Genomic DNA, 25858 nt, shown 5'->3' on the forward strand with positions numbered 1-25858 from the left:
CGGGCCGTCCGTCAGTGGCGGTGCCGGTGTCGCTCCTCCACCGCGACGGCCGCGGCCGCGACGAACCCGAGCACGGGCACCGCCAGCGGCGGGACGAACCAGCCGGAGGAGGCCACCACGGCCAGTCCGCCGACGAGCAGGAAGGAACCGGCGGGATCGAGCACGGTGCGGCGGCCCGCGGCCGCGAGCAGCTCGCGCCAGGACTCCCCCGGTTCCCAGGACGCCGCCGCGCGCAGTCCGGCGACGGCACCCGCGATCAGGGCGAAGAGGCCGACGGCCCCGACGACCGGTCCGCCGGGCAGCCCGGCGCGCACGGCCTGGACGTCCACCCAGACCGCGGCCGCCCCGGCCCATCCGGCCAGACCGGCGATCCAGCCGCCCCGGACGGCCGCCCGGAAGTCGGCGGCGAACTCCTTCCATCCGCCGGCTCTGTGGGTCGTTCGCCGCCGCAGGTGCCGCGCCCCGGCCGCGAAGGCGGCGGGGTACGTCACCAGAGGCAGCGCGGCCACCGCGATCCACACCCCGGTGAGCAGGCACTCCGCGAAGACGGCGAAGCGTTCGGCGAGGACGGACTCCTTGGGCGTGCGCCCCGCGCGGGCCCCGGCCCGCGCCCGTGGCTGGGTGGTGGCCATGTCAGCCCTTCAGTCCGGACGTCGCCATGCCGTCGATCAGATACCGCTGGAAGGCGAGGAAGAAGAGGAGCACCGGCAGCAGCGCCACCAGCGACATCGCGATCATCCCGCCGTAGTTGGCGACGCCCTCCTGATCGCGGAACATCATCATGCCCAGCGAGACCGTGTACTTGCTCGGTTCGTTGAGGTAGATCAGCGGGCCCATGAAGTCGTTCCAGGCGTTGATGAAGGTGAAGATCGCGCTGGTGATGAGGGCCGGGCGGCACAGCGGCAGCACGATCGACCAGTAGATCCGCAGGTGCCCGCAGCCGTCGAGCCGGGCCGCCTCGTCCAGTTCCCGGGGCAGATTCCGCATGAACTGCACCATGAGGAAGACGAAGAACGCCTCGGTGGCCAGGTACTTGCCGATCAGCAGCGGCACGTAGGTGTTGACCAGTTCCATCTTCTGGAACATCACGTACTGCGGGATGAGCAGCACGTGGTACGGCAGCAGGAGCGTGCCGATCATCAGCGAGAACAGCAGGTTCCGGCCGGCGAACCGGATCTTGGCGAAGGCGTACGCCGTCAGCGAGCAGGAGATCAGGATGCCGACGACGGAACCGAGCGCGTAGAAGAGGGAGTTCTGGAAGAAGGTCGCGATGGAGATGTCGGCGATGCCGTCGGCCAGCCCCTTGAAATTGGTGAGGATGGGCCGGGTCGGGAACAGGTCGAGGCTGCCGATGATCTCCCGGCCGGGCTTGAACGAGGCCCCGACGACCCAGACGACGGGATAGAGGACCACGGCGAGGACCAGCAGGGCACCGAGGTGCCAGGCGAGCGATCCGCCGTGCCTCCGTCCCGGCCGCAGGGGCCTGCGCGCGGTGGTCGTGGTGGTGCTCATCGGGCGTCCTCCTCGTAGTGCACCCACCGTTTCTGCGACCAGAAGAGGACGGCCGTCACCAGCGCCACGGCCAGCAGCAGCATCCAGGCCATGGCGGACGCGAAGCCCATCTGGGACTCCTTGAAGCCCTTCTGGTACAGGTAGCAGGTGTAGACGAGCGTGGCGTCGGCCGGTCCGCAGGTGGCGTTGGAGACCACGTACGCCGAACCGAAGATCTGGAAGGAGTGGATGGTCTCCAGGAGCACGTTGAAGAACAGCACCGGCGAGATCATCGGCAGGGTGATGTTCCAGAAGCGGCGCAACGGTCCCGCGCCGTCGACCTCGGCGGCCTCGTACAGTTCCTTCGGGACCTGCTTGAGCCCGGCGAGGAAGATCACCATGGGCGCGCCGAACTGCCAGACGGTCAGGGCGACCAGGCTGTAGAGCACCCAGTTCGGGTCACCGACCCAGCCGCCCGTGTGGAAGCCGAGGAAGGACTGCGTACGGTCCACGACGGCGTCGTCGGAGAACAGCGCGCGCCAGACGAAGCCGACGGAGACGCTCGCGCCGATCAGCGACGGGGCGTAGAACGCGGCGCGGTAGAAGGCCTGGCCGCGTCGGCTCTGCGCGAGCAGCAGGGCGACCCCGAGCGCGAGGAGCAGTTTGAGCGGGGTGCCGATGACGACGTACTTGGCGGTCACCTCCACGGACTTCTGCCACCGCGGATCGTCGAACATCTTGGTGAAGTTGTCGAACCCGATCCACCGCGGCGAATTGAAGAGGTTGTAGTCGGTGAACGCGAAGTAGAGGGACGCGGCCATCGGGCCGGCCGTCAGCAGCAGGAAGCCGGCGATCCACGGGGACATGAAGAGATAGCCGGCGAGGTTCTCCCGGCGGCCCCGCCGTTTTCCGGCGGCGGGGGCTGCGGGGCGCTTCTCCGGGGCGTCGGGCGGAGAGTCCTTGACGAGCGTCACGGCGGTTCCCATCAGGCGGCGAGGGCGGTCTTCGCCTCGGAGAAGAACTGCTTCACCGCGTCGGAGACCTTGGTCGTCCCCTGGGACATGTCGCCGCCGATGCGCAGGAACGCGGCCTCGACGGTGTCGGCCCCGGCCGGGTGCGGGGTGATGGCACCGAGGACTCCGGCGCCGGCCACATCGGTCTCGTACTGCGCGATCGCCTTGTTGGGCGCGTCGGTCGGCTTGTACGCCTCGAACTGGTCGGTCGTGGCGAGGATGCCGCGGTCGTAGCCCATGATCCTGCCGACCTCCGGGTCGTGGACCATGAAGTCGATGAACTGTGCGACTTCCTTGGGGTGCTTGGTGCGCGCGGACGCGCTCAGCATCAGGGAGGCGAGGTACTGGCCGGTCTGCTTGCCGTCGGTCGTCGGGATCGGGGCGAGACCGTAGCTGCTGTCGCCCTCCGCCGTGTAACGGACCGTGAAGTTGTCCCAGGTGAACTCGGAGGCGGCGTGGCCCGCCGAGAGCGACGACTTCGGCTTGTCCTGCTCCACCCGCTTGGGGTCGGTGACGATGCCGGCCTTGACGCGGTTGTAGCCGTCCGTCCACCACTCCGTCAGATCGGCCTCGTCGAAGCCGAGTCCGTCCTTGGTGAAGAACGCCTTGCCGTTCTGCCGGAGGTAGAGGTCGTAGAGGTACATGATGCTGAAGTAGCCGGTGTCGCCCGGCACTTTCTGGGTGTCGTGGATCTTCTTGAGCGCGGCGAAGTACTCGTCCCAGGTCCAGCCCTGCTTCGGCTTGATTCCCGCCTTCTCAAAGACCTTCTCGTCGATGACAAGTGACATGGTGTTGGATCCGACGGGAATGCCGAGCTGCTTTCCGTCGACCTGCCCGACCTTCTCGACTCCGGCACGGAAGTTGTCGAGGCTCAGATTTCCCGCGTCGATCTGCGACCTGAGGTCGAGCAGTACGCCCCTCTTGTCGTACTTCCGAAGAAATCCGACGGCGTTCTGGAAAACGTCCGGCGGATTCCCGCCCGCGGCCTGGGTCTGGAACTTCTCCCAGAACGCCACATAATCCTGGAAGTCCGTCTTCACCTTGATCTTCGGGTACTTCTTCTCGAAGAGCTTGATGGACTCGTTGATCCTCTTCGCCCGCTCGTCGGCACCCCACCAGGCGTAGCGGATGGTGACCGTCCCGTCCCCGGCGCTGCCGCTGTCCCCGCCGCAGCCCGTCGTCGCGGCCAGCCCCAGTGTGGCCAGCGAAGCTCCGGCCGCCTTGAGGACGGTCCGCCTCTCAACACTCCCGTTGTTCCCCACAGTCGGGCCTCCCCGCAGCGTCGTCTCCGCCTGCCTGAATCGTTTCAAGTAAGCGCTTGCTGGCACAAGGTACGGAGGGCGTCGGGGCGCGTCAATGATTCGGACAGGAATTGATGTGCCGCGCCCCTCCGGCTCGACGACGTACGTGCCGGGACGGAGCGCGAAGGGACACATGGCCTCGCAGGTCGCACGCCCGCGGCCGACCCGTCGAACGCGACGGGGCCCGTGCGGCGGGTTGTGAACGGTGCCGAGCGCGGGGTACGTCGCGGAGGGGGCTCACCGTCGCCGGAGGCGAAGAGGATGCCCGCCGTCGCGGACGAGGACGATGCTCGCCTCCGCCGAGGCGGGGAGGATGCCCGCGGTCGCCGGCGGCGAGTTCGCGGAGGGGCTCGCGTGGGTGAGCTGCCCGCCGGCGCCATGCGATCGGCGGCAGTGAAGCGCCCGCCAGGGGTGTGCTTCGGCGCCGCCGGAGGCGAGTTCATGGAGGGGCTCCCATCGCCGCGGAGCGTTTCCGCACGGAGTGGCGCGCCCGGAGGCGCCGAGGGGCGCCGACCAGCGCCGGGACGCTTCGCGGACACGGTTTCGGCGGCACGCCATCGGCGGGTCACTCGCAGTCGCGGTCGGTACTCCTGGCCGTACCTCCCGCGGCCGCCTGGAGGGCTGGGCACAGGCGGGCTCCTCACCGGCGCGCCAAAGGTACGTCCCGGTCAGGTCGCTCCCGGCCTCTGGCGCAGCCCTGAGGGGCGCGCAGGGCCCCTCAGGAACGTCCGGCCGTCCCGTCGGCGACCAGAACGCCGAAGCGCGGCTCGGGCAGACCCTCGGCGCCGTCAGGGCCACGGGCCGGGCGACCCCACCCTCCCCGGTGGCTGGATCCGAGCGACGACGGCCCACCCCGTCGAGCCGTCGGGCGCCGAGGCCGTCCGGCGACGGCCGACATGTCACTCCCCGTATGCCGATCAGGTGACGCGAAGGGCTCCACGGAGGTGCCGGCAGGCGCGCGCGTGAACCGGTCGGGCCCGCGCGCCGGCACCGCGGCGCGGACCTCGCCCCCACCCCAGCCGACCGCCAGCCGACCGCCCGCCGTCCGTGCGAACGCGCAGGTGACGAGGGTCGAGCCCGGCGCGACGCGAGCGCACGGGAACGACGAAGGCGGCCGGGTCCACGTCGTGCGTGGACCCGGCCGCCTGTCGTACTGGTGGGCGATACTGGGTTCGAACCAGTGACCTCTTCGGTGTGAACGAAGCGCTCTCCCACTGAGCTAATCGCCCGGGCGCAGAGAGAACATTACCCCATGTCAGGGGGTGCCCCGACCAGCGGGGAAGCGCCGGAACGACGTCCGGGCGGGCCCCGTCACTCCTTGATGTTCCATGGCATCTCGATGCCGAACTTCCACACGTAGACACCGACGAGCACGGCCACGATCACGAGCCCGACAGTCGTCAGGATGATGTTGCGGCGCCGCACCTTCGGGTCGAGTGCGCGCTGCGTCGCCTCCGTGACCTTGCGCTTGGTCCAGCGGAGCACCAGCTGCGCCCAGACGAACTCGGTCGCCCAGATCGCCATGCCGCCGAAGATCACCAGCCAGCCCGGACCCGGCAGCGGAAGCATGATCACGCCCGCGACGACCACCGCGAGCCCCACCACGAAAACGCCGACCTGCCAGCTCAGGTGCAGTGCGCGGCGCGCCTTGATGAATTCCGGCGCCCGTGAACCGAGCGGTCGCTCGGAGTTCTCCCCGTCGTCGGCCATGGCGATCCCGCCCGGCCCGTCACTCCCCGTATTCATACGGCCAAACCCTACCGGAGGGAAACCGGTCACCGGAATGGCCCTATCCGACGAACGCACTCTCGGCCGGATGAGTTACGTAAAGACACGCAAAACACTCAGAGGGGTTTACAACGGCACCGTAGGTGGCATGTCGATTTCGCCGACGTGCGAATCCCCGAGCGCACACTGAGCGAAAGGCCCTGGCGCTTATGAACACCACGGTCAGCTGCGAGCTGCACCTGCGCCTCGTTGTGTCGAGCGAGTCCTCACTGCCTGTACCCGCAGGACTGCGGTATGACACGGCCGATCCCTACGCCGTGCACGCAACCTTCCACACCGGAGCCGAGGAAACCGTCGAGTGGGTGTTCGCCCGCGACCTCCTCGCCGAGGGCCTGCACCGGCCCACCGGTACCGGAGACGTCCGAGTCTGGCCGTCCCGGAGCCATGGTCAGGGCGTCGTATGCATCGCCCTGAGCTCCCCGGAGGGCGAGGCCCTGCTCGAAGCCCCGGCGCGGGCCCTGGAGTCGTTCCTGAAGCGGACGGACGCCGCCGTGCCCCCGGGCACGGAGCACCGGCACTTCGATCTCGACACCGAGCTCTCCCACATCCTGGCGGAGAGCTGAGGAGGCCCCACAGAGCCGCCCGGCGCCGTCCACTCGGGGAGACGGCTCGGGCCTAGACAACCGCATAGGGCACACACAGGCGCCGTCGCCGTGGGACCACCACGGAGGCGGCGCCGGTGCGCGTCGGCAGCCCTGCACGCCCCGCCCTCGCCACCGGTCACTGCACCGCATCGCGCCGTGACACAGTGTGATCGACACCTCGGCCGCACGGCTCCCCCGCTTCCGGCCGATTCCCCCGCACCCGACGCCCCGCGCCGACTCTCCCGCGCCGGAACGCACTACCATCGGCCTGCATCGGGCGGGCGCCGGCCCGACCCCTCCAGGCCAGGGAGCGAAACGTGCTGATCACCCACGACACCCGGTGCGCGCTCGACGCCGTGGTCGATCTGGTGAACTCCGCGCCGGACGAGGAGACGACGGACACGCTCGCGGATGTCGCGTCACTCACCGATTTCGTACGAAAGCATGAAATCAGTGATGTCGGGGTGCTGTCGGAGCACGACCTGGCGGCCGTGCACAAGATCCGCGGCCGGTTCGCGGGGATCTTCGCCGCCGCCGATCCGCGGACCGCCGCCGCGCTGATCAACGAACTGGTCGCCGCGGCCGGCACCACGCCCCGGCTGACCGATCACGACGGCTACGACTGGCATGTGCACTACTTCGCCCCGGGCGCCTCGGTCGCCGACCACCTCGCGGCGGACTGCGGCATGGCGCTGGCCTTCTTCGTGGTCGCCGGGGAACAGGAGCGGCTGCGCCGCTGCGAGGCCCCGGACTGCCGGCGCGCCTTCGTGGATCTCTCCCGCAACCGTTCGCGCCGCTACTGCGACAGCCGCACCTGCGGGAACCGTCTGCATGTGGCCGCCTACCGGGCGCGTCGCAAGGAAGCGGCGAGCTGACCGGAGGCCGACGCGCCAGGGGGTCGTACGCAACGACGCGTCGGCCCGCTTCGGACATGGGCGCGCCTCTGACAGCCGGGCTGCGGCGGGGGTGGACTGACGGAGCCCTCGGCGGGTGGCGCCAGGGGCTCCGTGTACGGCTCAGAGCAGCAGCAGGTCGTGCAGCGAAGCCATGAGCAGCAAACAGCCGATCACCGCAAGGAAGATCATCAGCGGCGGCTGGGAGAGCGCGAAGAGACAACCACGCCGCTCCTCGGGAGGAGCGACGGTGTCGCTCTGTGTTGTATCCAGCATCTCGCGGCGATGATGACCCAGGGGACACCCCTCGCGCGATCAACACGCCCGGAATGTACGGGAGTTCGCTGGATCATGTTACGAGCGGATCCGAACGTGATCGGTTCCGCGCCGGACGCGTGCCGCCTTGTGTCGTTTCAGCCGGTCATATGCCGTGCTTCTTGAGGATGGCCTCGATGTCGGTGAAGTCGTCCGACGAGGAGCCGGCGGCGGGCTTCGTCGCGGGACGGGCGGCCGGGCGGGTGCTCGGCGCCAGCGACGGCGCGGACGCCGCGGGGGCCACCGCGTCGCGCTGGGCGGCCTTGGCCGCCTTGCGCTCCTTCCGGGTCCCGCCGCCGCGCCGCTCCACGGAACGCGTGGTCATGAAGAGCAGCCACGAGACACCGAGCACGGCGAACCCGGCCCACGCGGTCGGGCTGAACGCGGTGTCGGCCAGCCAGCCGACGACGCCCGTCATCACGAGCCCGAGCGGCACCAGCGAGTACGCGGCGATACGGGCGGCGGACAGGAAGCGCTTGCGATAGGCCGTGACCGCGGCGATGCCCAGGCCGGCCGCGGCGACGGCGGAACAGACGGTCTCGGCAATCATCGGGGCCTCCAGGCGGGCATGCGTGTCGGGCAGGGCGGTTCGTCCCTTCCATCGTGCACCGCCCGGTGCCCGATATGCCATGGTCCGAGTACACCTCAGGGACATCTCCGGGTCGCTGTCCTCCCCAGGTCCCGGTCGGGGAGCCGTACGGGTGCGCGGGGTCCCGGTTGGGGCGACCCCGGCGGGGCTGGGAGACTGGCCGTCATGAACGACTCCTCCTCCGCGCGCCCCGTCGTCCTGGACGTCTGGTGCGAACTCCAGTGCCCCGACTGCCGCGGTGCCCTCGCCGACCTGCGCGCGCTGCGCGACCACTACGGCGACCGCCTGGAGCTGCGGCTGCGGCACTTCCCCCTGGAGAAGCACAAGCATGCCTTCGCCGCGGCCCAGGCCGTCGAGGAGGCGGCGGACCAGGGCCGCTCCTGGGAGTACGTCGAGGCGGTGCTCGGCCGAGTCGAGGAGCTGGACCGCGAGGGAGAGCCCTTCCTGATCGAGGTCGCCCGGGAACTCGGCCTGGACGCCGAGGAGTTCGACACGGCGCTGATCGACGGCCGGCACATCTTGATCGTCGACGCCGACCAGGCCGAGGGCAAGGCGATCGGGGTCACGGGCACTCCCACGTACGTCATCGGCGGTGAGCGTCTCGACGGCGGCAAGAGCCAGGAGGGCCTGCGCGAACGCATCGAGGAGATCACCGACCGTCTGCTGGCCGAGCAGCAGGCCTGACGCCGAAGGCCCGGCGAGGGCCCTGCCGAAGGCCCGGACCGGGCCCTGCCGAAGGCCCGGACCGGGCGGGACACCAGGCCGGGTGGATCCCAGCCCGTGGACGTGACGCGTCCACAGCCGGGCCTTGTACCTACAGCAGACTCTTGTACAGGTGGTGCGTCGTCGTCCCGTAGCCGAGTGACGCGTAGAGCCGCTCGGCCGGGGCGTTCCCCGCGAACACGTTGAGGGCGATCCGGCGGTCCCCCGCGGCCACCGCCTGGGCCTCGGCGAGAAGCATGAGCGTACGGCCGTGCCCCCGGCCGCGACGGGCCTCGTCGACCTCGACGTCGTAGACGAACGCGTTCCCGGCACGCCGGCCCAGCCACAGGTTTCCGACCGGCACACCGTCGTGTTCCAGGACGCTGAGCCGCATGCCGTCGGTGGCGGTCCCCTGCGGCAGCAGCAGGTCGTGGTCCCGGTGGGCCTTGGCGTACGCCTCGCCCTGCGGCATGCCTCGCCGGATCCAGTCCTGCGCGTAGGCCTCCCGGCGTGCCCGATCGCGGACCTCGTACTCGGCGGCCGTCATGGGGCGGCCGGCGCTCCCCGCGGGCAGGTCGGGCGGGGTGTCGCCGAGCGCCTTCTCCATGGTGCGGTTGCGCGTGACGTACCCGAGTGCGCCGGCGAGCCGGAGCGCGGCCGCGGCGTCGCCGGGAACGGCCACCTCGATCTGCTCGCAGCCCCAGCCGCGCAGCACTTCCTCGGCGGCCAGCGCGGCCACGGTCCCCCGGCCGCGGCCGCGGTCCGGCTCCTCGATGCGGAGGTCCTGGATCACGGCGACGGACGGCGCGAAGGGGTCGGTCGCGAGGTGGATCGCGCCGACGGGACGACTGTTCACGCACACGTTGTAGTGACGTGAACGCGTCCCGTCGGCGGAGCGCTGAAGCGGCTCGGTCGGCCGCAGGGTGGTCGTCATCACGGGTGTTCTACCCGTTGGCGCGACCGGGAGCAGCCGATTTTTCTCAGGCGGGGTCGAGGTCGTGCCCGGCCCGCTCGTCGAAGATCCGCATGGCCTTCGCGGTCACCGGACCCGGCGCGCCCGGGAGTTCACGGCCGTCGACCCGGTGCACGCCCTGCACGTCGCGCAGGGTGGAGGTCAGGAAGACCTCGTCGGCGTCCTCCAGGACGTCCAGCGGCAGATCGGTCTCCTTGGCGCCGGTCCATTCGACGGTGAGCGCGCGGGTGATGCCGGCGAGGCAGCCGGAGGCGATCGGCGGGGTGTGGATCTCGCCGTCGAGGACGACGAAGACGTTCGAGCCGGTGCCCTCGCACAGCTGCCCCACCGTGTTGCCGAACAGCGCCTCGGTGGCTCCCTGTTCGCGGGCGCGGGCCAGCGCGACGACGTTCTCGGCGTACGAGGTCGTCTTCAGGCCGGTGAGCGCGCCGCGCTCGTTGCGGGTCCAGGGGACGGTGACGACGGCGGTGGTGTCGGGGCGCCGGGTGGACTCCCCCACGGCGACGACGAGGGTCGGGCCGTGCTCGCCCCGGTCCGAGCCGAGGGGGCCGTGTCCGCCGGTGTAGGTGATGCGCAGCCGGCCGAGCGGCATCGGGTTCGCGTCGAGGACGGCTTCGCAGGCGCGGCGCACCTCGTCGCGGTCGGGCTCGGGCAGGCCGAGGCCGTGTGCCGAACGGGCGAGCCGGTCGAGGTGGCGCGTGAGCGCGAACGGCCGCCCGTGGACCGCCTTCACGGTCTCGAAGATGCCGTCGCCCACGGTCAGTCCGTGGTCGAAGACGGAGACGCGGGCGGACTCGGTGTCCTGCAACCCGCCGTCGAGCCAGATCTTCACGAAAGGGTCCCTCCACTTGCCTCGTACTCACCCGACGCTACCGCGAGCAGGCGGGCGGCCTTCAGTTCGGTCTCCCGCCACTCCCCGTCGGGATCGGAGCCCCAGGTGATGCCGGCTCCGGTGCCGAACCGCAGGGCGCCTTCCTCCCGGTCGATCCAGAAGGTACGGATGCCCACGGCGAGCTCGCCGGTGCCGCGGTCGGCGTCCACCCAGCCGATACCGCCGCAGTAGGGGCCCCTGGGCGCGGTCTCCAGGGAGTCGATGATCCGCAGGGCGCTCGACTTGGGGGCACCGGTGACCGACCCCGGCGGGAAGGCGGCGTCGAGGAGCTCCGGCCAGCCCGCGTCGTCCCGCAACTCGCCGTGCACGGTGGAGACGAGGTGGACCAGCCCCGGGTGCTTCTCCACGACGCAGAGGTCGGGGACGCTCACCGTGCCGGTGGCGCAGACCCGGCCGATGTCGTTGCGGACGAGGTCCACGATCATCACGTTCTCGGCGTAGTCCTTCTCCAGGAGGTCCGCCTCGGTGCGGCCGGTCCCCTTGATCGGGCCCGACTCGACGCTCCGGCCGTGGCGGCGCAGGAAGAGCTCGGGGGACGCGGTGGCGATCTCCACGCCGTGCGCGGGCAGCCGAATCGTTCCGGCGTACGGGGCCGGGTTGCCGCGGGCCAGCAGTGCGGTGAGCGCGTCGACGTCGGCGTCGGACGCGACGGGCGCGGTGAGCACCCGGCAGAGGTTCGCCTGATAGACCTCGCCGGCCGCTATGTGCTCGCGGATGCGGCGCACACCCGCGGTGTACGCGGCGCGGTCGAGGGACGACGTCCAGTCACCGGCGGCGGGTCCCCGCCAGCGGCCCGGCACCGGGGCGGGTACGGGCTCCTCCCGTACGTCCCGGAAGCGGGCGCAGGTCAGACGGCCTTCGAAGTCGGCCGAGACGGCCCAGAAACCGGCGGAGTCCAGGGCGGCGGGGTCGCTGGTGACGTCGACGAGACCGGTCGCGACGAGGCCGCCGAAGCGGGCGAGAGGAGGGAGGTCGAGCACGCTGACGAGTCTAGGGCGGGTGACCTGCGGGTGCCCTGACCATGTCCTCGGGCGGTCGGAGGGCAGCACGCTGCACAAACGCGTTTTTGTGCTGGCCCGGGAATCCGCTAGAGTTCAACACGTCGCCGGGACGCGCAAGCGGAACGGAAACGACAAGCGGACGTAGCTCAGTTGGTAGAGCGCAACCTTGCCAAGGTTGAGGTCGCCAGTTCGAACCTGGTCGTCCGCTCGCAGGAAGTGGGGGATCTTCCCGAACCCCCGCACTCCTGGTGGAGTGGCCGAGAGGCGAGGCAACGGCCTGCAAAGCCGTCTACACGGGTTCAAATCCCGTCTCCACCTCCAAGGACGATTAGCTCAGCGGGAGAGCGCTTCCCTGACACGGAAGAGGTCACTGGTTCAATCCCAGTATCGTCCACTGGTCCGCAAGGATCCCCCGCGCGATTAGCTCAGCGGGAGAGCGCTTCCCTGACACGGAAGAGGTCACTGGTTCAATCCCAGTATCGCGCACGCAGTACCAGCAGCAGGCGTGGCTCCGGCCGCGTGACCTGCGCGATTAGCTCAGCGGGAGAGCGCTTCCCTGACACGGAAGAGGTCACTGGTTCAATCCCAGTATCGCGCACCAGCCGAAGCCCCCGGCCGTCTCGTACGGTCGGGGGCTTCGTCGTGCACGCACGGGAAGGGGCCCCTCGGCTCAGGGAGAGGGGCCCCTCCGCCGGCAGGTCTCCCGCGGCCCGCGCGTCCCGGACGGGAGAGGCTCTCTCGTCCGGGACGCGCGGGGCTCAGGAGACGGCAGGGGTTCAGGACGAGAAGAGCATGTGCCCGAAGCTCTTGTGGCGGTGGTGGCCGCCGTAGTGACCGCCGTGGCCGCCGTGCTGCGGGGCGCCCCAGGCGGGCGCGGGCGCGGACGGGTAGGCCTGCGGCGCGGCCGGGGGCGGCGCGGGCTGCGACCACTGCGCCTCCACGCGGGTCAGCGCCTCCAGCTCGCCGTAGTCGAGAAATATCCCGCGGCAGCCGCTGCACTGCTCGATCTGGACGCCGTTGCGGTTGTACGTGTGCATCGGCGCGTGGCACTTCGGACACTGCATGCTCGGCTCAACTCCTCGCCGCTCGGTACTGCTTTCGCCAGGACAGACACCACCTGGCCTCGGTCGGTTGCACCTTACGACGCGAAACCGCGTGCCAACTCGGGCGGGACGGTGCCCATTCGGTCACAGGCGTCGATCACCGCCTGCTGCACCTCGTCCAACGGCTGCCCCGCGGCCACCGATTTGGCGATCGCCAGGGCCGCCGTCTGCACGGTGAGCGCGCGGGCCGCGACGTCCAGGGCGGGCCACGGATCGCCGTCCGCAGGGACGGCCGGGCCGCCGTGCCGCCGGTAGGCGGCCAGGAAGCGGAGCCACTCGTCGGGCGGCAGCAGGCCGCAGGCGTACCAGGCGGCCGGTCGGGCCAGGTCCCAGGCCGGGACGCCGACACCCAGGTCGTCGACGTCGATGAGCAGCCAGGGTCCGGCGGGCGCGGGCCGGCGCACGAGCTGGCCCAGGTGCAGGTCTCCGTGGCACAGGGTCGTCGTGTCGGGCATGGGGGCCTCGGCGCGGGCCCAGCCGGGCAGGGTGGCCCAGGCGCGCACGACCGGTGCGGCGGCCGGGTGCGGGCCGACCGCCGCGAGCCGCGCGAGCGCGCGGGCCGCCTTCGCGGGGCCCCGCATCGGCGGCAGCCCCGCGGGGGCCGCGGCCCGGTGCAGGCGTGCCAGGAGAGCGCCCACCGCCTCCCAGGGGGCGGCTTCGGGCGTCTCGGGGTCCACCGGGGTGCCGTACGGCCAGAGGGTCACCGTGCGATCGTGCACGCGGGCCGGCGCCGGCGACAGCGGGGGGAGGAGGACGTCCGGGAGCGCGCCGGCCACGGAGACGCGGAGGGCGAGCTCTTCGGGGTCGGTACCCGGGGCGTGGGCCTTGGCCACGGTGTCGCCGTGCCGGACGACGGTGCCGTCGTCACGGTCCGCGAGAACCGTGTCCGTGACCGCGCAGGAGCAGTCCTGGGCACCCGGATGCGCCGCACGGCGCGCGTGTGCGGCGAGCCCGGTGGGCAGAGCGTCTGTGGTCACGGATCCCCCTGGCTGGTGCGACTCCGCCGCCGAGCGTACGCAGCGGTCGTGCGGGCGGTCGCACCGCACCGGTCGCACGCCCCGTCCGGTGGGCCGGCGCGAGCACCACGCGGTACGCGCAGGCCGGTCCTCCCTGCGGAGGAGAGTCCGTCGGTGAGCGGGGCGGCGGACCGGGCGAGGGCCGGCGGGTGTCGTTCGGAACAGTCCGCGGCGTCCGGTGCGGAGGGGGATCGTCGCCCACCGCCCGGACGCAGGCAAAGCACGCGCCGCCCGGGCGCAGGGCAAGCGGGAAAGCACCCGCCGCCCGGGCGCGGGGAAAGCGGGAAAGCACCCGCCGCCCGGGCGCGGGCAAAGAAAATGCCCGCGCAGCTCCCCAGCTGCGCGGGCATTTGTGCCGTCCGCCGCACCCCCGTCCCCACGGGGTTTCATGGCCGGATGTCCCCGCCCGGACCGCTCTTCCGGGCCTGGGGCGCCGCTCAGCGCCCCAGCATCACGCCCACGGACGACGCCTGTGTGACCACTGCGTCCCAGCCGCCGAAGACGACCACGAGCAGGGCCGCCAGAGGAAGGACCATCGCTGTCGCCACCAGGGGGTGGCGGCGGCCCTGGCGGCTGTCGCCGAACGCCGCGGCGTACGCCTTGCGTCCCTGCGTGCGGATCGCTGTCCGCGGTGCCGTGTGGGCCATGGTCCCTCTCCTGACCGAATTTCTGTTGTGGTTGGCAGCGGCGGGCGTCTGACCTCGGGGGACGAGTGCTGCACCCGCCGCTTGACCTCAAATCTAGGGGCGCGGCACCCGGGGGTCGTCATGCCTTCGTACCGATTGCCGGGCCTCCCGGAGGATGAGCGATGACCTGCGGTGTACTCCCCAGGGTGGAGATGAGGACCTAGGACTCAGGGTCTTCCCCGAGGGGACGTCCGGTCTGCCCCGACTGTTCCGAGCTGTCCTCCCTGGGGACCGGCTGCTCCACCAGAGCCAGCACCCGGGTCGCCATGAAGCGGGCGGTACGCACCACCGATCCGCTTCGGGTGACTTCGCTCACTTCCACCACACCTCGGCGTACCGCCGTCTCCACCCGGCGGCCCGCCCTGCTCGCCACCACCTCGTACGTACGCGTCGTGTCTCCGGCGTCCACGACTATCTCCACACGGTCACCCTTCACGGGCCCAATCCCCCTTCTGCGACGGACGGTTGGGATCACGGGCAGCCCAATGTGGTGCTGTCCGCAAGCTCCCTGACCACCCTTCAAGTTTCCCACCCGGCACTGACAATCGATCGGGCCGAGAGGGCGCGGCCTCTGCGCGCACCCGGCCGCGGAAACGTAAGCTGTGGCTCGTCAAACGGACAGGGCAGCGGGGATGGACATGGCGATGATGCGCCTGAGGCGCGAGGACCCGCGTGTCGTCGGCTCGTTCAGGCTTCACAGGCGGCTCGGCGCGGGCGGGATGGGCGTTGTCTACCTGGGCTCCGACCGGCGTGGCCAGCGGGTCGCACTGAAGGTGATCCGGCCGGATCTGGCGGAGGACCAGGAGTTCCGGTCGCGTTTCGCCCGCGAGGTCTCGGCGGCCCGGCGCATCAGGGGCGGCTGTACGGCACGGCTCGTCGCCGCGGACCTGGAGGCGGACCGACCCTGGTTCGCCACCCAGTACGTTCCCGGCCCCTCGCTGCACGACAAGATCGCCGAGGAAGGCCCGATGGCGGCCGCGGACGTCGCCGCCGTGGGCGCCGCGCTGTCCGAGGGTCTCGTCGCCGTGCACGAGGCCGGTGTCGTGCACCGCGACCTCAAGCCGTCCAACATCCTGCTGTCCCCGAAGGGGCCGCGGATCATCGACTTCGGCATCGCCTGGGCGACGGGCGCCAGCACGCTCACGCACGTCGGCACGGCGGTCGGGTCCCCCGGCTTCCTCGCCCCCGAACAGGTGCGCGGCGCCGCGGTCACCCCGGCCACCGACGTCTTCGCGCTGGGCGCCACCCTGGCCTACGCCGCGACCTCCGACTCACCCTTCGGTCACGGCAGTTCCGAAGTGATGCTCTACCGGGTGGTGCACGAGGAGCCCCATCTCCAGGGTGTCCCGGACGCCTTGGCCCCGCTGGTCAGGGCCTGTCTGGCGAAGGACCCCGAGGAGCGGCCCAGCACCCTCCAACTGTCCCTGCGGCTCAAGGAGATCGCGGCCCGCGAGGCCCAGGGGATGCCGGACGCACGGCCGCCCGCGCCCCGCACGGACCCCGACCGGCCGACCGGCCGCCTGGCGGAGCAGTACGCCGAGCAGCGCACCCAGCGCCGTACGCAGGGCACTCCCCCGCCGCGCACGGGCGGCACGAACGGCGGCTCCCGGTCGGGCTCGCGGCCGACGCCCGTGCGGAACACCGGCCGCTCGGGGGCCAGGCCCGCCCCGCGCAGCGGTGCCGGGCGCCCCGCGCCCCGGACCACCGGCACCGGCAGGCGGCCCGCCAACCCGCGGCTGCTGCGCCAGCGGCTGTTCGTGTTCGTCGTCGTGACCCTGCTCGTGGCGCTGGGCATCGCGGCGGCTCAGGGCTGCCAGGGGCCCGCCCGGGGCCTGGACGGCGACGGCGGACGCAAGGACGTACGGCAGGAGCAGGCGTCACCCCCGGCGCCGTCCGCCACAGGGGCGACGGCCGGGCGGTACCACGAGGACACCTGACCGGTGCGGCGCGCTGCCGAGGAGTGACGGCGGGACGCACCACGGTCGGGGCGAACGTTCGGTGGGTCCGAGGGCGTCAGACCTGGGGGCGGCCCGTGGCCACCGCGTAGAAGGCGACGGCCGCCGCTGCGCCCACGTTGAGGGAGTCGACGCCGTGGGCCATCGGGATGCGGACCCACTCGTCGGCGGCCATCAGGGCCTTCGTGGACAGTCCGTCGCCCTCCGCGCCGAGCATCAGGGCGACCCGGTCCATGCGGTGGGGGGCGGCCTCGTCGAGGGACCTGGCCTTCTCGTCCGGGGTGAGCGCGAGCAGCGTGAAGCCCGCGTCGCGCACCGTCTCCAGACCCTTGGGCCAGGAGTCGAGGCGGGCGTACGGGACGGAGAAGACGGCACCCATCGAGACCTTCACGGACCGCCGGTACAGCGGGTCCGCGCAGTCCGGCGAGAGCAGGACCGCGTCCATGCCGAGGGCGGCGGCGGAGCGGAAGATCGCGCCGATGTTGGTGTGGTCGTTGACCGACTCCATGACGACGACGCGGCGCGCCGACCGAAGCAGTTCCTCGGCCGTCGGCAGCGGCTTGCGCTGCATGGAGGCGAGCGCGCCGCGGTGCACGTGGTAGCCGGTGACCTGTTCGGCGAGGTCCGGGCTGACCGCGTACACGGGTGCCGGGAGCTCGTCGATGACGTCGCGCATGACGTCGACCCACTTCGCGGACAGGAGCATCGAGCGCATCTCGTACCCGGCGTCCTTGGCCCGTCTGATGACCTTCTCGCCTTCGGCGATGAACAGGCCTTCGGCGGGTTCGCGCTTGCGGCGCAGCTCCACGTCCGTGAGGCCCGTGTAGTCGCTCAGACGCGGGTCGTCGGGGTTCTCGACGGTGATGAGATCGGCCACAGGGTGATACTGCCTTGTCCTGGGTTCGGTGCCAACGGCTGGGAACGGGTTGGGTTACCCGTGGTTACTCGGATGTCTTCGGGGAGCTCTGCACGCCCACGTTCACGACCTCTCCGACGACGATCACCGCCGGGGGCTTCACGTCCTGCTCGCGGACGGTCTCGGCGACGGTGGCCAGGGTCGCGTCGACGCGGCGCTGCGCGGCGGTCGTGCCCTCCTGGACCAGGGCTACGGGGGTGTCGGCCGGCTTGCCGTGCGCGACGAGGGTCTCGGCGATCCGCCCGATCTTGTCGACGCCCATGAGGATCACGAGGGTGCCGGTCAGCCTGGCCAGGGACGGCCAGTCGACCAGGGAGCGCTCGTCGTCGGGGGCCACGTGCCCGCTGACCACGGTGAACTCGTGGGCGACACCGCGGTGCGTGACGGGGATGCCGGCCGCGCCCGGCACCGAGATCGAGCTGGAGATGCCGGGGACGACCGTGCAGGCGATGCCTTCCTCGGCCAGCGCCTGCGCCTCCTCCATGCCGCGGCCGAAGACGAACGGGTCGCCGCCCTTGAGCCGGACCACGGACTTGCCCTGCTTGGCGTGCTCGATCAGCGCGTTGTTGATGGCCTCCTGGGCCATGTAGCGGCCGTAGGGGATCTTCGCCGCGTCGATCACCTCGACGTGCGGTGGAAGTTCGGCGAGCAGGTCGCGGGGGCCGAGCCGGTCCGCGATGACCACATCGGCCTCGGCGAGCAGCCGACGGCCGCGGACGGTGATCAGGTCCGGGTCGCCGGGGCCGCCGCCGACCAGGGCCACGCCCGGTGTGCGGGTCCGGTGGTGCGGCGCGACCAGGGTGCCGTCGCGCAGGCCCTCGACCACGGCGTCCCGGATCGCGGCGGTGTGGCGGGGGTCGCGGCCCCGGGCGTCCGTCGTGAGGACGGCGACCGTGACGCCTTCGCTGTGGCCCGTCGCCGGGGTCCAGGCGGTCGCCGCGTCCGCGTCGTCCGAGCGGACGCACCACACGCGGTGCCGCTCCGCCTCGGCCGACGCGGCCGTGTTCGCCCCCTGGTCGCTCGTGGCGATCAGCGCGTACCAGGCGTCGGCGAGGTCGCCGTCCTCGTACGGTCGCCGCGTCCACGCGATCTCGCCCGCGTCGGCCATCGCCTCGACCGACGGCGTCGCCTGCGGGGACACGAGGTGGATGTCCGCGCCTGCCGCGATGAGCGCCGGGAGACGGCGTTGGGCCACCTGACCGCCGCCGAGGACGACTACGCGGCGGCCGGCGAGGCGGAGGCCTACGGGGTAGGCGGGGTGTTCGGCCATGGGAGGTGCGGCTCCTCGTGCAGGGCGGTGCGGGATGAGGCCGCTGCGGCGTTGGAGTGGCCCCTGACGTGCGGATTTTATGGTGCGGGCCGGTGAGCGGCGGGGGCGGGTGGGATTTTTCACCCGCCGGATCGTCGCTTCTCGGACCGCGGGACCGCGCCCGGGGCTCCGCAGGTGCGGACGGGCGCGTGGTGGCGTCCGGGCGCTTCGCACGAAGCGCCCGGACAGCACCGCCGATCGCCTACTTCTCAGTTACTCCCGCGGAGTCGAACGTCGCCACTTCGTGCATCGCGCGCGCCGCGCTCTGCACGACCGGCAGGGCGAGCAGGGCGCCGGTACCCTCGCCGAGGCGCAGGTCCAGGTCGACCAGCGGGCGCAGGCCCAGCTTGTTCAGCGCGGCCACGTGGCCCGGCTCGGCGCTGCGGTGACCCGCGATGCAGGCGGCGAGGACCTCGGGGGCGATGGCGCGGGCCACGAGGGCGGCGGCGCCGGCGCTGACGCCGTCCAGGATCACGGGCGTACGCAGCGACGCGCCGCCGAGGAGCAGCCCGACGATCGCGGCGTGTTCGAGGCCGCCGAGGGCCGCGAGCACACCGATGGGGTCGGCCGGGTCCGGCTGGTGGAGCTCGATGGCGCGACGCACGACCTCGGTCTTGCGGGCCAGGGTCTCGTCGTTGATACCGGTGCCGCGGCCGGTCACCTCGGAGGGGTCGGTGTCCGTGAACACCGAGATGAGGGCGGCGGACGCGGTGGTGTTGGCGATGCCCATCTCGCCGGTGAGCAGCGCCTTGTTGCCGGCCGCCACCAGGTCGCGGGCCGTCTCGATCCCCACCTCGATGGCGGCGACGACCTCCTCGCGGGTCATCGCGGGGCCCGTCGTCATGTCGGCGGTGCCCGCGCGGACCTTGCGGGGCAGCAGGCCCGGCGTGGCCGGCAGGTCGGAGGCGACGCCCACGTCGATGACACAGACCTCGGCGCCCACCTGGTTGGCGAACGCGTTGCAGACGGCTCCGCCGCCCAGGAAGTTGGCCACCATCTGCCCCGTGACCTCCTGCGGCCAGGGGGTGACGCCCTGGGCGTGCACGCCGTGGTCGCCCGCGAAGATGGCGACGGCGGCCGGCTCCGGGATGGGCGGCGGGCACATCCGGGACAGGCCCGACAGCTGCGCGGAGATGATCTCCAGCATGCCGAGCGCGCCCGCGGGCTTGGTCATCCGCTTCTGGCGCTCCCACGCCTCGCCGAGCGCCTTGGCGTCCAGGGGGCGGATGTTGGAGACGGTCTCGGCGAGCAGGTCGTGCGGCTCCTCGCCGGGCAGCGCGCGCCGGCCGTAGGTCTCCTCGTGGACGACCCAGGACAGCGGACGGCGCTTGGACCAGCCGGCCTGCATCAGCTCGGGCTCGTCCGGGAACTCGTCGACGTAGCCGACGCACAGGTAGGCGACGACTTCGAGGTGCTCCGGCAGGCCGAGGGCGCGGACCATCTCGCGCTCGTCGAAGAAGCTGACCCAGCCGACGCCGAGGCCCTCGGCGCGGGCGGCGAGCCAGAGGTTCTCGACCGCGAGCGCGGAGGAGTACGGGGCCATCTGCGGCTGCGTGTGGCGGCCCAGGGTGTGGCGGCCGCCGCGGGTCGGGTCGGCGGTGACGACGATGTTCACCGGGGTGTCGAGGATGGCCTCGATCTTCAGTTCCTTGAACTGCTTGGCGCGCCCCTTGGGCAGCGACTTCGCGTACGCCTCGCGCTGACGGGCCGCCAGTTCGTGCATCGCGCGCCGGGTGTCGGCGGAACGGATGACGACGAAGTCCCACGGCTGGGAATGGCCGACGGAGGGCGCGGTGTGCGCGGCCTCCAGGACGCGCAGCAGCACGTCGTGCGGGATCGGGTCGTTGCGGAAGCCGTTGCGGATGTCGCGGCGTTCGCGCATCACCCGGAGCACCGCCTCGCGCTCGGCGTCGTCGTAGCCGGGGGCCGCCGGGCCGGTGGACTCTCGTACGTCTTCCACTGCGGCCGTGCTCTCTTCCTGGTCGGCGACCTGGGTGTCCAGGTCGTCCGCTTGCTGTGCGACTACGGGCTCCGGGTCCGCGGTGAGCGGCTCGGGTTCGGCGGTGGGTGCCTCGGCCGGGGTGTCGGCCCCGGTCTCGGCCTCGCCCTCGCGGGGCGCCGGCACGACGACCGCAGCGACGGTCTCCGGCTCGGCGGCGGGGGCCTCGGCGAAGTCTGCGGCGGCTTCCTCCACCGGCGCGGGGGCGGGCGCGACCACGATCATCTCGTCGGCCGGTTCCTCGGCCGTGGGCTGCTCCTCCTCGGGGAGCGGCGGCACGGTCATGGCGTGCGGCGGGGTCGGGGCCAGGTGCGGGGTCGTCGGCACGGTGCCCTCCACGGGCACGAACTGGCCGAGCGTGTGGTCCTCCTGAGCCACCGGCGGGGTGGCGAGCGGGAGACCGGCGCCACCGGCGCTCTCGCCGGAGAGGTACGGCTCCCCGTGCGGCCGGCCGGCCGACGCCCGGGGGGTCTGCCCGTGAGCGGCCACACCCACCGGAACGCCGTGCAGCGACTCGGCGGGCTCGCCCTGCGCGAACACGGCGGGTTCCTCGAACTGCTGGGCCGCGACGGCTTCGAGGCCGGGGACCGGCTGCCCGTGCGAGGTCTCGGCGGAGAGCGCGTGCTGCACGGCCTCGGGGGCGTGCGCGACAGCCGCCGGGAACGTCCGCGCGGCCTCGGCCTGGGCGGCGACGTCCGCGTACTGGACGGCCTGTTCCGGGTCGTGGACGGCAGGAGCTCCGAGCTGCTCGGCCTGGGCCACCGGCTCGGCCACCGGCGCCTGGCCCTGCGGCGGGGCCTGGTGCACCGGGTCGGTGGGTGCGAAGTCCTGGACGGGGACGCCCTGGGCGGGCGTGAAGTGCTCGCCCTCGGACGGAAGCAGACCGGGTACGGCGATGTGGACGCCCGCGGTGTGCCCCGTCTCCTGCGGCACCGGCGGGAGGAGCGGAGCGTCCGTGGCGGGGAAGGCCATCGGCTCGGGAGCCTGCGCGACACGCGGGTCCTGGACGACGCGCGGGTCCTGCGGGGCCGAGGCGTCCTCGGCGTGGTGCGTCTCCGCGACCGGCGGCGCCATGTGCGGGTCCTGCGGCCCGTCGGCGACGGGTGCCTGGGCGGCCGGCACGTCCTCGGCGACCGGCGCACCGTCCGGGGCCTGGGCGGCGTCCGGGGCCTGGATCTGGACGGGAACCTCGACGGCGTCCGGCACGGGAGCCCCGGCGGCCTCCGGGACCTGGCCCTGGGCCGGGACCTGGGCCTCGGGGCTCTGCTCGAACCCGGGCGCCGGGGCGCCTTCCGCGGCCTGCGGCGCCTCGGTGCCCGGCACGGAATCCGGGACCGGCGTCCGTTCCGGGAGCTGCGCCGCCTCAGGGACGACCGATTCTGCGGCACCCGCCTCCGGGGCCACCGGCGGAGCGCCCCACGGAACCGCGCCCTGCGGCGGGGTCTCGCCCAACTGCGGGACGTCGAGGTACTCGGGCCCGACCGTCGGCGGACCGGCGTGCCGCACGGGCGCCACGGGAGCCGAGGGGGCCATGGGAGTCACCGGCGCACCCGCGGGCCCGCGGTCGGCCAGCGAGCGCACCGGGCTCGCGGAGACGTCCGGAGTGGGCGGTCCGAGGTGCAGCGGGCGGCGCGGGGTCACCGGCTGCGGGGCGGGCCCCGGCTCCTGCGCGCGGACGGCCCCGAGGTCGACCGCGCCGCTGTCCCGGCCGGAGGCCTCGTGCGGGCCGGGTTCGTGGACGAAGGGCATCGGCGCCGGTGGCGCCACTTCGTTGCCCCACGCGCCCTGCGCTCCCGGCATCAGGAGCAGGTCGTCGTCCTCGGCGGGGGTCTCGGAGGGGTCGAGGTAGGTGTACGCGCCCGGCGCGGAGACGCCCGGCTGCTCCACCATGCCTGCGCTCTCCGGCAGCCCGTCGCCCGGGACCTGGCCGGTGTCGGTCATGCGTACCCCTCGCCCATCGGTTAGTGCTTCCAAGTCCAGCTCGCCCGGAACGGCGCACCGACCGCCCCACAGTGAAGAACGAGCGTGCGTGCCCAGCGGCACGAACGACCGGCCAACAAAGACGACAAAGCCATTAACTGGCATTGTCCCGGTCGTTCCGCCCTCGCGACAGCGTGATCCGCGAGTGCCCGCTGTGGACTGCGCCACGTTGCGCGCCCTCCGGCTCTGCCGTACCACACACGCCTCAAAACGGGCGCGTTTTCCGGACATTGACCTACGAAAGGCTGATCACCCGGGAGCGGTACAACGATCGGCCAGCCTACCGCGCGCAGTACGACAACAGGATCACGGGGCGCGATCCGGCAGACGGCCGCTGAGCAGGAACGCGACGCTCCGTTCCTTCTCCGTCCAGGCCCTCGTGTCGAGTTCGACGGACTGGATGAGCGCGCACTCGACCTCGTAACCGTGTTCGGTCAGGTTCCGGCCGACGAGTTCGGCGTCGTCACGGGTCGCGGCGTGCGTCACGATGCGCTGGGGGCGCCGGTCGGCGACGGCCGAGACGACCGCCGCTCCCCCGCCACCGACGCGTACTACGTCGGGTTCGGAAAGGTTCTCCAGGACGTGCGGGGCGGTTCCGTGCACGATCTGCATCTGGACGCCGAAGCGGCGGGCGGAACCCTCGGTGCGCGCGCAGGCGCCCGGACTGCGGTCGACCGCGATGACAGCGGCACCGGTGCGCGCGGCCTCGGTGGCGAAGGCTCCGCTGCCGGAACCGATGTCCCAGACGAGGTCGCCGACGCGCGGTCCCAGACGGGCGAGTTGGGCGGCACGGAGCAGATCCGTTTCGCCTTCGCCGAGCGCGCCGCCGTACGTCGCGGCGGGAAGTCCCCAGCCGCGCAGTCCCTGGGCGGGGTCGCGTCCGGCGATCCAGCCGCCGTCCTCGGCCGCGGCCACGAAGCCGCCGATGACGATGACGACGTTGGGGTCACGCCAGGTGTGGTCGGCTGCCTTGTCCGAGGTCAGGATCGTGACCTGTTCGCGGGCGGTGCCCAGTTCCTCGCAGATGACGAAGGTGCGGTGCACCCCTTCGAGAAGCAGGCCGAGTTCGGCGGGCCCGGCGCCCGGCGAGGTGAGTACGGCGACCTTGGTGTGGGCTCGACATACATTCACCGCGCGCCGCAGGGTGCGGGGGTGTGCGACGACCACCTGAGCGTCGTCCCACGGCATGCCGGCCCGCGCGAATGCGGCGGCCACCGAGGAGACGGCGGGCACCACTTCGACCTCCAGGCCGAACTCGGGGGCCCGCAGGGTCCGTACGACCCCGAAGAAGCCCGGGTCGCCGTCGGCGAGGACCACGGCGGTGCCCCGGTGGTTCGCGATCCGGCGGGCGGCCAGCGCGACACTGCCGAGGCGGATGCGCTCGGCGGCCTCGGGGACTTCGGGCAGCGCCAGATGGTGGGCCGCGCCGGCCACCAGCGTCGCGGCGCCGAGGGCGGAGCGCGCCGCGGCGGTCAGCGGCGAGCCGTCCCAGCCGATCACCGTGACCCGGTCGGCCATCGTCGTCAGTCTCCAGAGGGTCTTCGCAGGTAGTCGGGCAGCCCGAGGGCGGGCTCCGTGAGGGTACCTGGTGCGCCTGGGCGGTCGCCGCGAGGGTCCGGGCCGGTGGGAGCGGTCCCGCGGTCCGGGGCCGGTGTCAGTTCCAGTCGGAGAACGACGTGAAACCGCCGGCGTCGGCGAGCTGATCGGCCACGCCTTCGAGGTCCTCCGGCAGCAGGCTCCAGACGATGAAGTCGGTGCGGACGTCGGCCCAGCCGTCGTCCGTCCGCACGTGCGCTATGCAGGCGTTGCGCAGGACGCCCTCGCTGATGCAGCCGATCTTCTGGGCGACCTGCTGGGACGCGGCGTTGTCGGCCGCGGTGCGGATCTCGATGCGCTCGAACTTCTGGTCGCCGAACAGCCATTGGGCGGTGGCGAGCGCCGCCTCGGAGGCGTAACCCTCGCCGCGGGCCCAGGGGGCGATGATGTACGACAGCTCGGTGGAGCGGATGTGCCAGTTCGTCTTGCCGAGCTGGACGATGCCGACGAGGCGCTGCGTGAGGAACTCGGTGACGGCGAGGTCGAGGCCGCGACCCGCGGCGCGTTCGGCGGGTGCGTACTCGGTGACCCAGTTGCGGGCCCCGTCCTCGCTGAAGGGCTGCGGCACGTCGGTCCAGGCCGCGACCTGCTCGTCGTTCATCATCTCGGCCAGCGCGGGGACGTCGTCCTCGTCGAGGGGACGCAGCACCAACCGCTCCGTGCTGATGGAGATGCTGGGGAAGGTGCTCGTCATGCGCCGCTCCGTAACCGTCGGGAACTTCGGGCCTTCAAAACCGTCGGGCCTGCTGAACTGCCCAGCATGCAGCATGAAAGCACTGAACCGCACCACGGGGTCCACCCCGGGCAGGGAGTGGACCCCGTGCGGCGACACAGGCGCCTGACGACGGGGACGACTCAGGGGCCGTCCCCGTGGCCCGGCGGACGTGCGGGACGACTAGAACGACGGCAGGACGGAACCGGCGTACTTGTCCTCGATGAACTTCTTGACCTCGGGCGAGGTGAGGAGCTTGGCGAGCTTCTCGACGCGCGGGTCCTTCTCGTTGCCCTGCTTCACGGCGAGGACGTTGTTGTACGCGTTGTTCTTCGTGGACTCCAGGGCGAGGGCGTCCTTGGCGGGCGAGAGACCGGCGCCGATGGCGTAGTTGCCGTTGATCACCGCGGCGTCGACGTCCTTCAGGGAGCGCGGGGTCTGGGCCGCCTCGATCTCCTTGAACTGGAGGTCCTTCGGGTTCTTCGCGATGTCCTGCGGGGTCGCGGTGCCCTCGGAGCCGCTCTTGAGCGTGATGAGGCCGCTGGCCGCGAGGAAGCGGAGGGCTCGGGCCTCGTTGTCGGCGTCGTTCGGGAGGGCGACGGTGCCGCCCTTCTTCAGGTCGTCGGCCTTCTTGACCTTCTCGGAGTAGAGGCCGAGGGGCTCCAGGTGGACCGTCGCGACCGAGGCGAGGTGCGTGCCGTTCTTCTTGTTGAAGTCTTCCAGGTACGGCTGGGTCTGGAAGTAGTTGGCGTCCACGGACCCGTCCTCGGTCGCCGTGTTCGGCGTGACGTAGTCGGTGAACTCCTTGACCTCCAGCTTGAGGCCGGCCTTCTTCGCCAGGTGGTCCTTGACGTACTCGAGGATCTCGGCGTGCGGCACGGGGGTGGCCGCGACGACGAGGGGGTCGGACGCCTTGGCCTTGGTGTCGGCCTTGTCGGAGCCGCAGGCGGTCAGGCCCAGGGTGAGGGCGCCGGTGGCGAGGACAGCTGCGGTGATCTTGGTGGTGTTACGCACGAAAAGTGCCTTTCTCCATGGGTGGTGCAA

General features: G+C 72.0%; 24 protein-coding genes and 6 tRNA genes. 9 read left to right on the top strand and 21 right to left on the bottom strand.

Annotated features, from left to right (window positions below):
* Window positions 1-11: 11 nt before the first annotated feature.
* The 6 genes from ABEB03_RS14350 to ABEB03_RS14375 all read right to left on the bottom strand — a co-directional run bounded on the left by ABEB03_RS14350 (window position 12) and on the right by ABEB03_RS14375 (window position 5551).
* Window positions 12-632 (bottom strand): hypothetical protein, encoded by a 621-nt coding sequence (locus ABEB03_RS14350; RefSeq protein ID WP_345647448.1) that lies wholly within the window; start codon window positions 630-632, stop codon window positions 12-14.
* 1 nt (window position 633) lies between these two features.
* Window positions 634-1512 carry a carbohydrate ABC transporter permease gene (locus tag ABEB03_RS14355; protein ID WP_345647451.1) on the bottom strand — a complete coding sequence of 293 codons (879 nt, stop codon included), beginning with the start codon at window positions 1510-1512 and terminating at the stop codon, window positions 634-636.
* Window positions 1509-2477, bottom strand: a complete 969-nt coding sequence (locus ABEB03_RS14360; RefSeq protein WP_179332342.1) for a carbohydrate ABC transporter permease — start codon at window positions 2475-2477, stop codon at window positions 1509-1511. The genes ABEB03_RS14355 and ABEB03_RS14360 overlap by 4 nt, the downstream gene beginning before the upstream one ends.
* A complete protein-coding gene (locus tag ABEB03_RS14365; protein ID WP_345647457.1) occupies window positions 2477-3766 on the bottom strand; it encodes an ABC transporter substrate-binding protein in 1290 nt (429 codons plus the stop codon). Before ABEB03_RS14365 ends, ABEB03_RS14360 begins: the two co-directional genes overlap by 1 nt.
* Window positions 3767-4959: 1193 nt before the next feature.
* A tRNA-Val gene (locus ABEB03_RS14370) sits at window positions 4960-5034 on the bottom strand.
* Window positions 5035-5116: 82 nt separating this feature from the next.
* Window positions 5117-5551 carry a TIGR02611 family protein gene (locus ABEB03_RS14375; RefSeq protein WP_345647460.1) on the bottom strand — a complete coding sequence of 145 codons (435 nt, stop codon included), beginning with the start codon at window positions 5549-5551 and terminating at the stop codon, window positions 5117-5119.
* A 191-nt stretch (window positions 5552-5742) separates the two neighbouring features.
* Here ABEB03_RS14375 and ABEB03_RS14380 point away from each other — a divergent pair, with 191 nt between their 5' ends.
* On the top strand, window positions 5743-6156 hold the full coding sequence (locus ABEB03_RS14380; RefSeq protein ID WP_003959770.1) for an SsgA family sporulation/cell division regulator: 414 nt from the start codon (window positions 5743-5745) through the stop codon (window positions 6154-6156).
* Between the two features lie 338 nt (window positions 6157-6494).
* Entirely contained in the window at window positions 6495-7052 is a 558-nt protein-coding gene (locus ABEB03_RS14385; protein WP_345647465.1) for a CGNR zinc finger domain-containing protein, read from the top strand.
* Between the two features lie 141 nt (window positions 7053-7193).
* Here ABEB03_RS14385 and ABEB03_RS14390 read toward each other — a convergent pair whose 3' ends face one another.
* Both ABEB03_RS14390 and ABEB03_RS14395 read right to left on the bottom strand, forming a co-directional pair.
* Window positions 7194-7346, bottom strand: a complete 153-nt coding sequence (locus tag ABEB03_RS14390) for a hypothetical protein (protein WP_190034526.1) — start codon at window positions 7344-7346, stop codon at window positions 7194-7196.
* Window positions 7347-7491: 145 nt separating this feature from the next.
* Complete coding sequence (locus tag ABEB03_RS14395) at window positions 7492-7935, bottom strand: hypothetical protein (RefSeq protein WP_345647474.1); 444 nt, start codon at window positions 7933-7935, stop codon at window positions 7492-7494.
* Between the two features lie 204 nt (window positions 7936-8139).
* Between ABEB03_RS14395 and ABEB03_RS14400 the strand changes: the two genes are divergently transcribed.
* Window positions 8140-8658 (top strand): DsbA family protein, encoded by a 519-nt coding sequence (locus ABEB03_RS14400; protein WP_345647477.1) that lies wholly within the window; start codon window positions 8140-8142, stop codon window positions 8656-8658.
* Between the two features lie 130 nt (window positions 8659-8788).
* Here the strand turns inward: ABEB03_RS14400 and ABEB03_RS14405 are convergent, their stop codons facing one another.
* The 3 genes from ABEB03_RS14405 to ABEB03_RS14415 are packed head-to-tail and all read right to left on the bottom strand — an operon-like array spanning window position 8789 to window position 11521.
* A complete protein-coding gene (locus ABEB03_RS14405; RefSeq protein ID WP_345647480.1) occupies window positions 8789-9610 on the bottom strand; it encodes a GNAT family N-acetyltransferase in 822 nt (273 codons plus the stop codon).
* Window positions 9611-9656: 46 nt separating this feature from the next.
* Window positions 9657-10481 carry an aminotransferase class IV gene (locus ABEB03_RS14410; protein WP_345647483.1) on the bottom strand — a complete coding sequence of 275 codons (825 nt, stop codon included), beginning with the start codon at window positions 10479-10481 and terminating at the stop codon, window positions 9657-9659.
* Window positions 10478-11521: a chorismate-binding protein gene (locus tag ABEB03_RS14415; RefSeq protein ID WP_345647485.1), complete on the bottom strand. Its 1044-nt coding sequence runs from the start codon at window positions 11519-11521 to the stop codon at window positions 10478-10480. The genes ABEB03_RS14410 and ABEB03_RS14415 overlap by 4 nt, the downstream gene beginning before the upstream one ends.
* Before the next feature lie 156 nt (window positions 11522-11677).
* On the opposite strand from ABEB03_RS14415, the gene ABEB03_RS14420 reads away from it, so the two are divergent.
* The 5 genes from ABEB03_RS14420 (at window position 11678) to ABEB03_RS14440 (ending at window position 12143) form a co-directional block, all read left to right on the top strand.
* Window positions 11678-11750 (top strand) — tRNA-Gly (locus ABEB03_RS14420).
* 39 nt (window positions 11751-11789) lie between these two features.
* A tRNA-Cys gene (locus tag ABEB03_RS14425) sits at window positions 11790-11863 on the top strand.
* A gap of 1 nt (window position 11864) precedes the next feature.
* Window positions 11865-11936: transfer RNA gene (locus ABEB03_RS14430), tRNA-Val, on the top strand.
* Between the two features lie 20 nt (window positions 11937-11956).
* Window positions 11957-12028 (top strand) — tRNA-Val (locus ABEB03_RS14435).
* A 40-nt stretch (window positions 12029-12068) separates the two neighbouring features.
* Window positions 12069-12143 (top strand) — tRNA-Val (locus ABEB03_RS14440).
* A 175-nt stretch (window positions 12144-12318) separates the two neighbouring features.
* Here ABEB03_RS14440 and ABEB03_RS14445 read toward each other — a convergent pair.
* The 4 genes from ABEB03_RS14445 to ABEB03_RS14460 form a co-directional block, all read right to left on the bottom strand.
* On the bottom strand, window positions 12319-12606 hold the full coding sequence (locus tag ABEB03_RS14445; RefSeq protein ID WP_028801517.1) for a TFIIB-type zinc ribbon-containing protein: 288 nt from the start codon (window positions 12604-12606) through the stop codon (window positions 12319-12321).
* A 74-nt stretch (window positions 12607-12680) separates the two neighbouring features.
* Window positions 12681-13622, bottom strand: a complete 942-nt coding sequence (locus ABEB03_RS14450; RefSeq protein ID WP_345647489.1) for a phosphotransferase enzyme family protein — start codon at window positions 13620-13622, stop codon at window positions 12681-12683.
* Between the two features lie 476 nt (window positions 13623-14098).
* The gene (locus ABEB03_RS14455) at window positions 14099-14308 is read right to left on the bottom strand and encodes a hypothetical protein (RefSeq protein WP_028801519.1); all 210 of its coding nucleotides are present in this window, start codon (window positions 14306-14308) and stop codon (window positions 14099-14101) included.
* Window positions 14309-14507: 199 nt separating this feature from the next.
* Window positions 14508-14783, bottom strand: a complete 276-nt coding sequence (locus tag ABEB03_RS14460) for a hypothetical protein (RefSeq protein ID WP_028801520.1) — start codon at window positions 14781-14783, stop codon at window positions 14508-14510.
* Window positions 14784-14979: 196 nt separating this feature from the next.
* Between ABEB03_RS14460 and ABEB03_RS14465 the strand changes: the two genes are divergently transcribed.
* Complete coding sequence (locus ABEB03_RS14465) at window positions 14980-16284, top strand: serine/threonine-protein kinase (protein ID WP_345647496.1); 1305 nt, start codon at window positions 14980-14982, stop codon at window positions 16282-16284.
* 76 nt (window positions 16285-16360) lie between these two features.
* Here ABEB03_RS14465 and ABEB03_RS14470 read toward each other — a convergent pair whose 3' ends face one another.
* From ABEB03_RS14470 to ABEB03_RS14495, 6 genes are all read right to left on the bottom strand, one after another.
* A complete protein-coding gene (locus ABEB03_RS14470) occupies window positions 16361-17179 on the bottom strand; it encodes a TrmH family RNA methyltransferase (RefSeq protein ID WP_345647499.1) in 819 nt (272 codons plus the stop codon).
* 64 nt (window positions 17180-17243) lie between these two features.
* Window positions 17244-18488: a uroporphyrinogen-III C-methyltransferase gene (cobA, locus tag ABEB03_RS14475; RefSeq protein WP_345647502.1), complete on the bottom strand. Its 1245-nt coding sequence runs from the start codon at window positions 18486-18488 to the stop codon at window positions 17244-17246.
* A 241-nt stretch (window positions 18489-18729) separates the two neighbouring features.
* Window positions 18730-22467 (bottom strand): nicotinate-nucleotide--dimethylbenzimidazole phosphoribosyltransferase, encoded by a 3738-nt coding sequence (gene cobT, locus ABEB03_RS14480; RefSeq protein ID WP_345647505.1) that lies wholly within the window; start codon window positions 22465-22467, stop codon window positions 18730-18732.
* Window positions 22468-22812: 345 nt separating this feature from the next.
* On the bottom strand, window positions 22813-24024 hold the full coding sequence (cbiE, locus tag ABEB03_RS14485) for a precorrin-6y C5,15-methyltransferase (decarboxylating) subunit CbiE (RefSeq protein WP_345647508.1): 1212 nt from the start codon (window positions 24022-24024) through the stop codon (window positions 22813-22815).
* Window positions 24025-24160: 136 nt separating this feature from the next.
* Window positions 24161-24796 carry a GNAT family N-acetyltransferase gene (locus ABEB03_RS14490; protein ID WP_345647511.1) on the bottom strand — a complete coding sequence of 212 codons (636 nt, stop codon included), beginning with the start codon at window positions 24794-24796 and terminating at the stop codon, window positions 24161-24163.
* A gap of 201 nt (window positions 24797-24997) precedes the next feature.
* Window positions 24998-25828 (bottom strand): MetQ/NlpA family ABC transporter substrate-binding protein, encoded by an 831-nt coding sequence (locus tag ABEB03_RS14495; protein ID WP_345647514.1) that lies wholly within the window; start codon window positions 25826-25828, stop codon window positions 24998-25000.
* Window positions 25829-25858: the final 30 nt, after the last annotated feature.

The organism is Streptomyces siamensis (genome assembly GCF_039543605.1).
GTDB lineage: Bacteria > Actinomycetota > Actinomycetes > Streptomycetales > Streptomycetaceae > Streptomyces > Streptomyces siamensis.